14 protein-coding genes are annotated in these 11600 nt (G+C 69.9%); 8 read left to right on the top strand and 6 right to left on the bottom strand.

The window, feature by feature from the left end; translation table 11 throughout:
* Positions 1-78: 78 nt before the first annotated feature.
* The 7 genes from ITJ66_RS00200 (at position 79) to ITJ66_RS00170 (ending at position 4122) form a co-directional block, all read left to right on the top strand.
* Positions 79-603, top strand: coding sequence for a hypothetical protein (locus tag ITJ66_RS00200; protein ID WP_370582521.1), 525 nt, complete (start codon positions 79-81; stop codon positions 601-603).
* Positions 604-808: 205 nt separating this feature from the next.
* A complete protein-coding gene (locus tag ITJ66_RS19630; protein ID WP_228501399.1) occupies positions 809-1060 on the top strand; it encodes a hypothetical protein in 252 nt (83 codons plus the stop codon).
* A 9-nt stretch (positions 1061-1069) separates the two neighbouring features.
* A complete protein-coding gene (locus tag ITJ66_RS00190; protein ID WP_194642744.1) occupies positions 1070-1486 on the top strand; it encodes a MerR family transcriptional regulator in 417 nt (138 codons plus the stop codon).
* Between the two features lie 152 nt (positions 1487-1638).
* Positions 1639-2082 (top strand): hypothetical protein, encoded by a 444-nt coding sequence (locus tag ITJ66_RS00185; RefSeq protein ID WP_194642742.1) that lies wholly within the window; start codon positions 1639-1641, stop codon positions 2080-2082.
* Positions 2075-2401 carry a transcriptional regulator gene (locus ITJ66_RS00180; RefSeq protein ID WP_086472344.1) on the top strand — a complete coding sequence of 109 codons (327 nt, stop codon included), beginning with the start codon at positions 2075-2077 and terminating at the stop codon, positions 2399-2401. Before ITJ66_RS00185 ends, ITJ66_RS00180 begins: the two co-directional genes overlap by 8 nt.
* 111 nt (positions 2402-2512) lie before the next feature.
* The gene (locus ITJ66_RS00175; protein ID WP_194642740.1) at positions 2513-2866 is read left to right on the top strand and encodes a UBP-type zinc finger domain-containing protein; all 354 of its coding nucleotides are present in this window, start codon (positions 2513-2515) and stop codon (positions 2864-2866) included.
* Positions 2863-4122, top strand: a complete 1260-nt coding sequence (locus tag ITJ66_RS00170; RefSeq protein ID WP_194642738.1) for an FAD-dependent oxidoreductase — start codon at positions 2863-2865, stop codon at positions 4120-4122. The genes ITJ66_RS00175 and ITJ66_RS00170 overlap by 4 nt, the downstream gene beginning before the upstream one ends.
* A 40-nt stretch (positions 4123-4162) precedes the next feature.
* On the opposite strand, the gene ITJ66_RS00165 is transcribed toward ITJ66_RS00170, so the two are convergent.
* Positions 4163-5383, bottom strand: coding sequence for an MFS transporter (locus tag ITJ66_RS00165; protein ID WP_194642736.1), 1221 nt, complete (start codon positions 5381-5383; stop codon positions 4163-4165).
* Positions 5384-5414: 31 nt separating this feature from the next.
* Entirely contained in the window at positions 5415-6230 is an 816-nt protein-coding gene (locus tag ITJ66_RS00160) for an SDR family NAD(P)-dependent oxidoreductase (RefSeq protein ID WP_228501397.1), read from the bottom strand.
* 174 nt (positions 6231-6404) lie between these two features.
* Between ITJ66_RS00160 and ITJ66_RS00155 the strand changes: the two genes are divergently transcribed.
* Positions 6405-7484: a GlxA family transcriptional regulator gene (locus ITJ66_RS00155; protein ID WP_194642734.1), complete on the top strand. Its 1080-nt coding sequence runs from the start codon at positions 6405-6407 to the stop codon at positions 7482-7484.
* Here the strand turns inward: ITJ66_RS00155 and ITJ66_RS00150 are convergent.
* The 4 genes from ITJ66_RS00150 to ITJ66_RS00135 form a co-directional block, all read right to left on the bottom strand.
* The gene (locus ITJ66_RS00150; protein ID WP_194642732.1) at positions 7481-8284 is read right to left on the bottom strand and encodes a family 1 encapsulin nanocompartment shell protein; all 804 of its coding nucleotides are present in this window, start codon (positions 8282-8284) and stop codon (positions 7481-7483) included. The two genes, ITJ66_RS00155 and ITJ66_RS00150, sit on opposite strands and share 4 nt — an antisense overlap.
* 2 nt (positions 8285-8286) lie before the next feature.
* A complete protein-coding gene (locus ITJ66_RS00145; protein WP_194642730.1) occupies positions 8287-9354 on the bottom strand; it encodes a Dyp-type peroxidase in 1068 nt (355 codons plus the stop codon).
* A 9-nt stretch (positions 9355-9363) separates the two neighbouring features.
* Positions 9364-10263 carry a helix-turn-helix domain-containing protein gene (locus ITJ66_RS00140; RefSeq protein WP_194642728.1) on the bottom strand — a complete coding sequence of 300 codons (900 nt, stop codon included), beginning with the start codon at positions 10261-10263 and terminating at the stop codon, positions 9364-9366.
* Positions 10264-10358: 95 nt separating this feature from the next.
* On the bottom strand, positions 10359-11576 hold the full coding sequence (locus ITJ66_RS00135; RefSeq protein ID WP_194642726.1) for a cupin domain-containing protein: 1218 nt from the start codon (positions 11574-11576) through the stop codon (positions 10359-10361).
* Positions 11577-11600: the final 24 nt, after the last annotated feature.

The following is an 11600-nucleotide window of genomic DNA, read 5'->3' as shown; positions in this document are numbered from 1 at the left end:
TGAACGCCGCACGGGACGCGTTGCGCCGCGCCTGCAGGGGCACGTGCGCGACGGGGCGGGCGTCCGTAGGATGTTCGCGTGATCCTGTCTCGCACGCCGGCGCTCCTGTCGGCCGGACTGTTGGCCGCCTCGATGTTGCTGAGTGCCTGCGCTCCAGCGAGCACGTCTCCGACCGAGGGTGCGCCACCCGCGACGTCGTCGGAGGCTCCCACGGCGAGCGCGTCGCCGCTCCCCGAATCTGCTCCCGCCGCGATGGGAGCGGTCGACGGGTTCCTCGCCTGGCTCGACGCCTCGCGGAAGCCCGACGCTGAGACCGCGTGCCGCCAGCTGTCTCCGGAGCTCGTGATCCGCATGCTTGCGGAACTCGATGCGCAGGGCCCGGTGCGGGCCGGTACCTGCGAGGAGATGATCACCACCACCGCTGAGCTCTACCGGGCGGCCGGCCAGGATCCCGCCGTCGACATCGCCGTGCAGGAGGAGACTGCAACGGCTGCCACGCTGTTCGTCACCTGCCTGTCCTCCGGTGACTGCGGCACGGTCGTGATGGAGCGCCCCGGCACCGACTGGATCATCACCGAGCTCTCGCAGGAGTGTGCAGCCTAGGCCTTGACCTTGCACCGGGGTGCAGGGTCGACAGTGAGGACATGACTTCCTCGATCGTTCGACGCACCGTCCGCCTGTCCGCCCTGTATGACCTCGTCGTCACCGCCGGGTTCGCCCTACCCTTCACTGCGCCGACGCTCTTCGCCGGATTGGGTGTCATCCATTCCTCACTCGTGCTTCCGGGGTCGTTCCCGACCCTGGAGACGTGTTCGCGGTGATGTTCGCCAACCTCATGGGTTCGCTCGTGGTGGTCTGGTCGGCCTTCCGGCTGGTGCGCCCGACGTGGGCGGCCGGTGTGGCCGACACGGCCGGGAGGTTGCTCTTCTCGCTCGGCATGGGGGCCGCGTTGCTGCATGGCGCGTCACTGCTGGTCCTCGGGATGCTCGTGTTCGAGCTGGTCTGGGCGGTCGTCCAAGGCGGCGTCATGCTGTCGGCTCGTCGAGCGGCCTTGGCCTAGGGTCGGCTTGTGCGTATCGCTGAGCTGGCCCGGCTGGCCAAGGTGAAGGTGTCCACCGTCCGGTTCTACGAACGGTCCGGTGTGCTCGCCGAGCCCGAACGGACCACCGGCGGTTATCGCGACTATCGGGAGACCGATGTCGTCCGCCTCCGGTTCCTCCGTCGCGGCCAGGAGCTCGGGTTCACGCTGGCGGAGCTCCACGACTTCGACCGGCTGTCCCAAACGGCGCGGAGCGGCGGCGCTTCCGCCGGTGACGTCGCCGCCGCGGCCGCGCAGAAGCTGCAGGAGATCGACGAGAAGGTCGCCGACCTGCAACGGACGCGTTCCGCCATCTCGGATCTGCTCGATGCCCAGTGCGCCGATCCGTCGGTGCCCTGCCCGATCGTCAGTGCCCTCGCCGGTGTGGTGGAGGCCGAGTCGTCCTGATGGGGTCGCCGCGGAGCTCCCGCCGCCCTCATCCTGCGCCACCGCCACCGCCACCGCCACCGCGACCTCGAGCGCAGTGAGCTCGACGTTGATTGTTTCCTTTGGGGAAACACTGTGATAGTTTCTTCAGACGCAACGACTGGAGGTCGATCATGGATCATGAAGACGCACAGGACCGCTTGAACCAGGCACGAGACGCCTCGCACCGCTCCGCACGCCAGGGAGCGCTCACCACCGCCATCCTCACCGCGGTCCTCATCATCGCGCTCGGGGTCGTCGTCGACCTCGACATGGTCTGGCTACTCGGACTCGTCGCGATCGGGTTCGTCGCCCTGTCCCTCGCGCGCCCGGTGAAGCTCCGACTCGACTGGTCGGACCGGACCGGCGTGCTGCTGCTCACCGCGAGTGGCGTGGCGGTCGCCGTGGTCTACGTCGTGACCCAGTGGATCGCCCGTTCCGCCGGCGTCTCCGTACCGAACACGGTGTCCGCGCTCGTCGCAGCCGTCGTCGTGTTCGCTGTCTGTCTGCCTGCACTGGTGCGCCTCGCGAACGGCTCCACGCCGCTCCGCGGACGGTCGGGGTCGCGCGATGCCTGACGACGATGGAGCCGAGGACGCCGCGGTCAGCCGCCAGCCGCTGAACCCGCTCTTCCACGAGCCTGCCCGCCTCGCCCTGCTATCCGCGCTCGCGCCCGCCGAGTACACCGACTTCGCCTCGCTCCTGCGCATCACCGGCGTCAGCAAGTCGGCTCTCTCGAAGCACCTCTCGGCGCTCGCCGACGCCGGGGTGGTCGAGGTCGGGAAGAGCGACACGGACCGCCGCGGACGCCGTATCGCGCTCACCGCGGAGGGCAGGGTCGCCTTCGACTCCTATCTCGACGCCCTGACCGCGATCGTGCAGAACGCCCGGGGCTGACGGGCTGCCGCTCGCAGTTCTCGATTTCCGACTGAGGTCGAAGCGGGTCGCCCGCCGAGAGACGTACGGTGAGTCCACGTCACCGCAGCACGAGCCGAGATGAGGTCCACCATGGACGATGTCGAGCAGTACATCAAGCCGGACGTCCCGCCGTCCGGACCCGGTTGCGTCGAGTGCGAGGCGACCGACAGCTGGTGGCTGCATCTCCGCCGCTGCACGTTCTGCGGGCACATCGGATGCTGCGACGACTCCCTGAACAAGCACGCGACGAAGCACGCGACCATCACCGGTCATCGCGTGATCCGCAGCTACGAGCCGGGCGAGGACTGGTTCTACGACTACGGCACGGAGGAGTCGTTCGCCGGTCCCACCCTCGCGCCCCCGCTCAGTCACCCGCGCTCGCAGACGGTCCCCGGGCCGCACGATCGTGTCCCCGCCCAGTGGGAACGACTCCTCGGTTCATGACCGTTGTCGGGGAGGTCGCGATCGCGCCACTGCTCGTGTTCGAGCGTTCGTTCGGTCGCGAGGCCTTCGCGATCCGCGACTACCTCACCCGCAGCGGTGTCCCGTTCCAGACGGTGGTCGTCGAGACGGACGAGGACTGTCAGGCACAGCTCGGTTCGGGTCTGACGGAGGCCCGGCTCCCCGTCGTCGCCTTCCCTGACAGCACCCGGCTCGCTGACCCGACGCCTGCGCAGATCGCTGAACACTTCGGCTGGATCAAGCGACCGCAGCGCAGCGAGTACGACGTGCTCGTCTACGGCGCCGGACCGGCCGGGCTTTCGGCCGCGGTCTATGCGGCGTCCGAAGGACTCGATGTCGCTGTGGTCGAACGGGATGCCGTCGGTGGCCAGGCAGGATCCAGCAGTCTCATCGAGAACTACCTCGGCTTCGCGCACGGCATCTCCGGCGCAGCCCTCGCGGAACAGGCGCGACGACAGGCGATCGCGTTCGGCGCCGAACTGCTCGTCATGCGTCACAGCCTGAGCCGGAGCTTCGGCGACCATCACATGCAGGCCGAGCTGGCGGACGGCTCGCGACTCTCCGCGCGGGCGGTCGTCTGTGCGACGGGGGTGCAGTGGCGTCGCCTCGGATTACCGAAGGAGGACGAGCTGGAGGGCTCCGGTGTCTACTACGGCGCCGGCACGAGCGAAGCGTCCTCGTGCGTCGGCGAGCACGTCTACATCGTGGGCGGTGCGAACTCGGCGGGCCAGGCGGCGATGAACCTCGCCGCGCACGCCGCGCGCGTCACCGTCCTCGTCCGGGGTCCGTCCCTGTCATCGACGATGTCGACCTACCTCCTCCGGCGACTGCTCGCGGCGTCCAATGTCGAGATCCTCGTGGACACCACGGTGACAGCGCTCCACGGCGACGATCGCCTCCGTGGCCTCACCATCGACTCGGCGGGGACGACCACGGAGGTCCCTGCGCCACGGCTGTTCATCTGCATCGGAGGTCGCCCGAACACGGCCTGGGCAGAGGATTCGGCGGTCGCCCTCGACAGCCGCGGGTTCCTGCTCACCGGCGGCGACCTGCAGCCGGACCACCTCGCGCAGTGGCCGCTCGCGCGTCAGCCGATGCACCTCGAGACCAACCAGCCCGGTGTGTTCGCCGCCGGTGACGTCCGCGCCAACTCCATCAAGCGGGTCGCGTCGGCCGTCGGTGAGGGCGCGATGGCGGTCTCCCTCGTCCATCGCTACCTCGCCGAGACGTTCGGGTAGGCCGAAGCGACACCGCCCGTTCAGCGGCAGCCGGGCCCGGTCAGGGGCGTCCGGCCGCTCGCCGGGTCATCGCGACACCGGCGACCACCGTCGTCACCAGTACGAGTGAGACGAAGATCAGGAGCACATCGATCTCCGGTGCGAAGGTGAGGGCGAAGCCGATGGCCAGCACCGGGAGGGCGAGGCCGCAGTAGGCGATCAGGAACACGAGCGACAGCGTCTCGCCCCGGCGGGCGGGGTCGGCGAGCGATCCGGCGGTCGCGATCGCCGACTTGAACAGGACGCCGACACCGAGTCCGGCGATGACACCACCGACGAGGAAGACCCCCAGCTGCGGCAGGACCGCCCCCGCGGCGACCGCGGCGAGTCCGACACCGCAGCTGACCGTCGCGATCAGGAGCTGGCGCTGCAACGGGAGTCGGGCGAGCAGCACCTGACCGAGCGCGGCGGCTCCGAACACGGAGAAGGTCGTCACACCGGCGAGCAGGTGGTCGGGGGCGTCGAAGGTGCCGATGAGGATGGTGGGCGCGAGCGAGGTGAACAGTCCGAGGAGCGCGAACCCCGCGAAGGCACCGAACCCTGCCGCGATGAACGCCCCGCGGGACGACGCCGGGACCGCGAGGCGCTGTGGTCGATAGCGCCTCCGTGGTTCGCTCTGCTCGACGGTCTCGGGCACGGAGACCATGACGATCGCGGCGATGACGAGCGCGACGAGGAACACCGCGTGCGGGAGCACCAGCGGGTTCGGGAGGAACTCGGCGAAGAGTCCTCCGATGAGTGGTCCGAGGGCGAGACCGCCCAGGTTGCTTGCCCCGGCGACCGATGCCGCGACGATCGAGTTCTCGTCCGGCCGGGCGACCGCACGCAGCTCGCCGAGGTGAGCGGTCGCCGTCGCGGTGAGCACGCCGACGCTGACGCCGTTGACGACCCGCGCGACGATCAACCCCTCGACGCTGCTCCAGAGGAGGAACAGCACTGCCGACAGCGCCGAGATCAGGATCGCGATGAGCAGCATCCGCCGCCGCCCGACCCAGTCGCTGATGTGGCCGACGAAGAAGAGGCTGAACACGACGCCGACGGCGTAGGCGGCGAAGATGACGGTGATCGTCGAGACGGGGAACCCGTCCCTCGCCTGGTACAGCGCGTACAACGGCGTCGGGACGGTCGAGTAGGCCATCACCAGCAGGAACGTGGTGGCGACGATCCAGAACCCGGCACCGTGGGAGACGTGGGATCGGGTCGAAACAGGAGAGGTCGTCATCGGGTCGCTCGGCTCTCGATCGGTGTCGACGTCAGGGCAGGATCGAGTCGACGTAGCCGCCGTCGACCCGGAGCGCGCCGCCGGTGGTGCCGGACGCGAGCGGCGAGGCGAGGTACACCACGAGGTTCGCGATCTCGATGGGTTCGAGGAGGCGGCCGATCAGCGACTGCGGGCGGTGCAGCCGCATGAACTCCCGCTGGGCGTCGTCCCACTCGAGCTCGTCGCCGACGAGCTGCCGGACGAAGGTCTCCACGCCCGGCGTGTGGGTGGGGCCGGCGATCACCGAGTTCACCGTCACGCCCGTCCCGGCGGCAGCCTTCGCGAAGCCGCGGCTCACCGCGAGGAGTGCGGTCTTCGACATGCCGTAGTGGATCATCTCCTCGGGGATGACCACGGCGGAGTCGCTGGCGATGTCGACGACACGACCCCAGCCGCGTCCGGACATGCCGGGGAGCAGGAGCCGGGTGAGGCGAGCGGCTGACAGCACGTTGACCTCGAACATCGACCGCCACTGCTCGTCGGTGATGTCCAGCGGCGGTACGGCCTCGAAGACACCGAGGTTGTTGACGAGGATGTCGACCTGGCCGGCCTCGGCGACGAGCCGCTCAGCTCCCTCCCGGGTGGTCGCGTCAGCCGTGATCCCGCGCACCGACTCCACCGATTCGGTGTCGAGCGAGAGGACGGCGGCCTCGAGGCGATCGGCGTCGCGGCCGTTGACGATGACGTCCGCCCCGGCCTCGACGAGCCGCGCGGCGATGGCGTAACCGATCCCGCTCGTCGAGCCGGTCACCAGCGCGGTGCGATGGGTGAGGTCGAGGGGGATGGTCCCTGCGCGTTCGAGTCGCATGAGCGGATCTCCTTGGGCGTCGTGGAGTGGATGGGCCGGATCCCAGGCGGCGGGCCGGTCCGACCGAGGCTACGCCGACGTCGGGCCGGAGTCTTGGGACGTTCGTCGGCGGCAGGTGCGACAGAAGTCGAATCCGACGTTGGCCGGGGCGCTCTCGTCGGGCAGGATGTGGGGATGAGCCCGCCCCAGCAGGTGCCAGGACCACAGCCCACCCTCGGAGGACCCGCGCGACGACGCCGCGTCGGGATCTTCCTGTTCGACCAGGTGAAGACGCTCGACTTCGTCGGCCCGGCCGAGGTGTTCACCGAAGCGAACCAGCGGGTCGACGGCTACGACGTCCGGTTCTTCTCCCACGACGGCCAGGACGTCGTCACCTCGATGGGACTCCGGGTCGGCGTGGACGCCGCCGCGGCCGACAGCGGACCGCTCGACCTCGTGATCGTCCCGGGGAGCGAGTCCGCACCACAGGTGTACCGCCCGGAGGAGGTGCAGACTGCTGTCCGCCTCCTCGCGGCCCGAGCCGAGCGGGTGGCTTCGATCTGCAGCGGCGCGTTCGCCCTCGCGGTCACCGGGCTCCTCGACGGCAAGTCGGCGACGACCCACTGGAAGTTCACCGGCGCGCTCGCCACCGCCTACCCTTCCATCGACGTCCGTCCCGACTCGATCTTCGTCCGCGACGGTGACACCTACTCCTCGGCCGGGGTCGCCGCCGGGATCGACCTCGCGCTCGCGATCGTGGAGGAGGACCACGGCGCGGACGTCGCACGCTCCATCGCGCAGTTGCTGCTCGTCTACATGCGCAGGTCCGGCGGCCAGTCGCAGTTCTCCGCCTCCGTCCGCGCGAAGCCGGCGCGGACCTCGATCGCGAAGGCCGTCGCGGACTACATCCACGGCGATCCGACCCGGGCGGGATCGTTGGCCGACATCGCCGCACACGCGAACGTCGGCGTCCGCCATCTCAACCGGGTCATCCGGGACGAGCTGGGCATGACGCCCATCCAGTACGTCGGCTCGCTCCGACTCGACGTCGCGCTCGGCATGCTGGAGGCCGGGGACACGGTGGGGCAGGTCGCCGCTGCCGCCGGGTACGCCAGCCCGATCGCCTTCCGCCGCGCGTTCGCGGCACGGTACAACACGACGCCCTCCGAGTACCAGCGACGGTTCCGCACGACGGGTGTCGGCGTGGCCGAGGCGTCCCTGCAGACCCGGTCGCCCCTGGCTGACCCGATCGTCGGCGCCGTGTCGCCGCGCTAACGGATCGCGACGGCAGCCTCTGGCGTCACGACGCGGAAGCTGAAACTCTCCTCCAGGTACAGGCTCACCGACTCGGCCGAGTGCGCCGCATAGCCGAGGGCGATGTCCTGACCGGATTCGAACAGGAAGTCGCCGCCGCGTCGGCTGAGGACGACGGCTCCCTCGATGCCGGGCGTCCAGACGACCTCCCCGCCGAGGATCGCCTCGATGTGCGAGGACAGCCGCGCACCACCGCTGTCATTGCCGCCCGTGACCGACACCCAGCCCGGTGCGTCGACGGCCAGGGCGTAAGGGCCGCCGACCCCGGCTCGCGCGAGCGTCTCGACCGCCGTGGCGACCACCTGTGCGAACCGCGTCGGGTCGTCGTCCCGCGTCAACAGAGGGTGCGGCGAGGCAGCCGTCGCACCCGTGTACCCGGCCGCGGACCAGCCGGACAGGATCGCCGCGTTCTCCACCGTGGACAAGCGGGTGACCGCGTCGTCGAGCGGGGAGAGGTCCACATCGAGCGCGCCCCTGGCCGCGCTGTCCAGCTCGCTACGCACGAGCGCGAAGTCGGCACGCACCTCCGTCAGGGGCAGCACCGCGCGCTGTCGGGCGATCACCGCCTCCATCGGGGCGTCGACGACCGCGCCGACACGGCCGATGTCGGTGGAGGAGTGCTCCCAACCCAGCGGGCCGGCGAAGTCGACCACCCGTCGGCCACCGAGCACCGGGGTGAGGCGCGCACGGGCCTCGTCGTCGAGCATCTGCCAGGTCTCATCGGTGATCGGTGCGAGGTGTCGGAAGAGATGGTTGTTCACGGTCACGTCCTTTCGGGTGCGGTGCGGAGCGACCCGAGACCGAGGGAGCCGTCGGCGGTCGAGGGTGGCGTGGCAGGGACGACGGCGCTCGCCGGATCAGCGGGGCCGGACGGGGCCGGATCGTCGTCCATCGCCTCGAGGAAGGCGGCGCTCGGAGCGAAGAACACGGAGCCGGTCTGGGCCGTCGAGAAGTCGAGGAGTCGGTCGTGGAGTCCTGGCGGGTCACCGATGAACATGCGCTCGAGCATCCGCTCGATGACCCAGAGCCGTCGGGCGTACCCGATGAAGTAGGTGCCGAACTCGCCGCCGGCCGGACTCCCGAACGGCATGTTGTCGCGGAGGATGTCGTGCTCGGCACCGTCGACGACGATCGTGGACAGGGTCTTGTGCGACTTCTGGCCGGTCTCCGCATCGTCGAGTTCGACGTTGTCGGCCTTGGTGCGGCCGATGATCGCCTCCTGCTGCTCGGTGGTGAGCGCCCGCCAGCGGTCCAGCGGATGCGTGTACTTCTGCACCACGACGTAGCTGCCACCGGCGAAGGCAGGGTCCTCGTCACCGACGAGCGTGGCGTCGGGAAGGTCCTGGCCGACGGGGTTCGCGGTGCCGTCGACGAAGCCGAGCAGGTCGCGGACGTCGAAGTACCGGAAGCCGACCGTCTCGTCCACGACCTCGACGGCGTCGCCGAGCAGGTCCAGGAGCTGCCGCTCGAACTCGAAGCACAGGTCGCGTCTCGCGGCACGGATGTGGAGCAGGACGTCGCCGGGCGTGGAGGGTGCGGTATGCCGGTCGCCGACGACCGCGGAGAAGACATGGAGCTCCCTCGGCGCGGGACCGCGGGTGAGCTCGCTCCAGACGCGCGCGCCGATCCCGACGGTGCAGGAGAGGGCGGCGTCGAGGTCGCGGAAGGCGACGTTCTTCAGGACGTCGGCGACACCCGCCAGGGTGCTGCGGACGGTGTCGATCGCGCCGACAGCGTCGCGCACGGTGAGCACGAGGAAGACGGCGGTCCCGCTGAGCGGCGCGTCCACGGCCTGAGGCTCGATCGGGACGCGTCGCGCCGAACTGGTCACGTCGCCCTCCTACTCGGTGCCCGCGGACTGCGGGTGCAGCTGCCGCACCGGGGCGACGACACGGGTCTCCGGAACACGTCGGCGTCGGCTGGACGCGGACGACCGCTCCGACGCGGTGGGGACGTCGTTCCAGAGGCGGAGCAGCTTCAGCGACAGATGCAGCGTGCTCCGCTTCAAGCCGTCGGCAAGCGCGTCGCGCACGACCTCCGGCATGGTGTCGAGCCGGTAGTAGAGCGTCGTGCGGTGGATGTGGAGCCGCTCGCACGCGACGACGACGTTGCATCCGGAGTCGAGGTAGGTCTCGACCGTCTCCCGACGCACGGGATCCGCGTGCCAGAGTTCGTCGGCCGCCGGCGACGCCGAGGTCACGAGCTGCGGCCCGCCACCGATCGCGTGCAGGAGTCGCCAGCCGCCGAGATCCTCCGCGCGGGTCGACCCGAGCGCGTCCCCGACCTGACCGACGATCTCGGCAGCCGTGCGGGCCTCGTCGACGACGCCGAGCAGGTCGTCCTCGTCCGCGTGCAGCACGGCCGAACCGATCGCGGAGATGCGGACACCGGCCGGCGCGACGGAGCGGACCCACTCGTCGACGGGTGAGGCGGCGCGTCGTTCGGAGGTCACGAGGACGAAGCCGCCGACGTGATCGAGGACGAGCGTGTGGTCGCGGCCGTCGTGACGGAGGGCCCGCGCATACTCGTCCCGCTCCATCGTGCTCGTGGTCCCGAGCAGCACCGAACGCACGACCACCTCACCGTAGGAGTCGAGCCAGCGCCTCGCACGCGCGGTCCTGAGCGCATGGCGCCGCCGATCGCGGTGGTCGCTGAGCATGTCGATGAGGACGAACGCCCGGTCGTCCGAGATGGACCAGGAGCCCTCGGCCGGTTCGATCGTGCTGCGTTCGCTGTTCATCGGTGCCTCCGCGCGGTTGAACGAGTGGTGTCCCGCTCAAGCTAGGACGGATGGCCCTGGGCGAGCGTGGCCCGCCGAGAGCCACCCTGCCCGGATCACGGACGCAGCGGCGTGATCCCCTGCGGTTCCCGGGGGAAGGTCGCCAGGGTCGCCTCGTCGATGTTCAGGTGTGCGGCGACGAGCGACGGCGGCACGTGCGCCAGCCAGTTCGCGAGGGAGACCTCCTCGTAGCGGTCTGTGCGGAACACCTCGAGGAACTGGAGCACGTCGTCGCCGGTGTTCTCCACGTAGTGTCCGAGGTTCTTCTTCACGACGCCGATGTCGCCGGGGCGGAAGTCGGTCGTGTTCGCGTGGGGTCCGGTGTTGAACACGGTCATGCGCGCTGAGCCGCGCAGGTAGTACTGCCACTCGTCGGCGTTGGGGTGCCAGTGCAGCTCGCGCATCGACCCGGGTTCCACCGTCACGAGCGCTGCGGCGACCGACTGCGACAGTGGGAAGTTGGTGCTGTCCGCGATCTGGATGCTCCCACCGCTGTTCCGGTGGAGTGGCTTGGACCGCGACAGTCGGAAGATGATCGGTTCCGAGGCTCCCCACTCGACACCGGCGTCCTCCTGGTCCTTGGCGAGCGGGCCGGGCTCGTCGCCGGGGAAGATCCAGAGGTTGTGGAGCGGGATGTCCGCGAAGGTCTCCTGGGCCACCCCGAAGTTCTTCGCCAGCACGTCCGGCGGTGTGTGGGCGAACCAGTCGGTGAGGAGCAGGGTGTTGGACTCCGACTGGTCGCCGTCGTCGAACGCGAGCACGAACTCGGCGCCGTCGGGACCCAGCCCCTGCAGGGAGTGCGGCGTCCCGGCGGGGAAGAACCACAGATCGCCTTCCTCCACGTCCTCGACGCTGGGCATCCCGGATCGGCTGAGGGTGGTGACCCGGCACCTGCCACGGGTCATGACGGCCCACTCGGCCGTCTGGTGCCAGTGGAGCTCGCGGATGCCGCCTGACTCGAGGTACATGTTCACGCCGGCGATCTCGTCGGAGATCGCGAAGTCCTGCTTCGTCACCTCGCGCGCCCACCCGCCGTCCTGCACACGGCGGGGCGAGATGTTGAAGGACGACCAGAAGAACGCCTGCGTACTGATGTCGGTTCCCGGAGCGTCGATCTGGTTCGGGAACTGGCTCGCGACAGCCGGGTTCTGCGGGCCGGTCATCTGTGTGCTCTGCGGATGGCGGAGGGTGTTGACCTCGCCCTCCGCTGGAAGATCCGGGTTGCCCAGACTCGGGGTCTCGTGGTGCGGGACGGTGTCGTCCGTCGAATCCATGGTGTTCCTCCTCGCTCCGCCGCG

Origin of the sequence: Plantibacter sp. VKM Ac-2885, assembly GCF_015351205.1 — a bacterium.
Lineage (GTDB): Bacteria > Actinomycetota > Actinomycetes > Actinomycetales > Microbacteriaceae > Plantibacter > Plantibacter auratus.
Note: the sequence above shows the minus strand (reverse complement) of the source record. Positions and strands in the feature narration are given on the sequence as shown.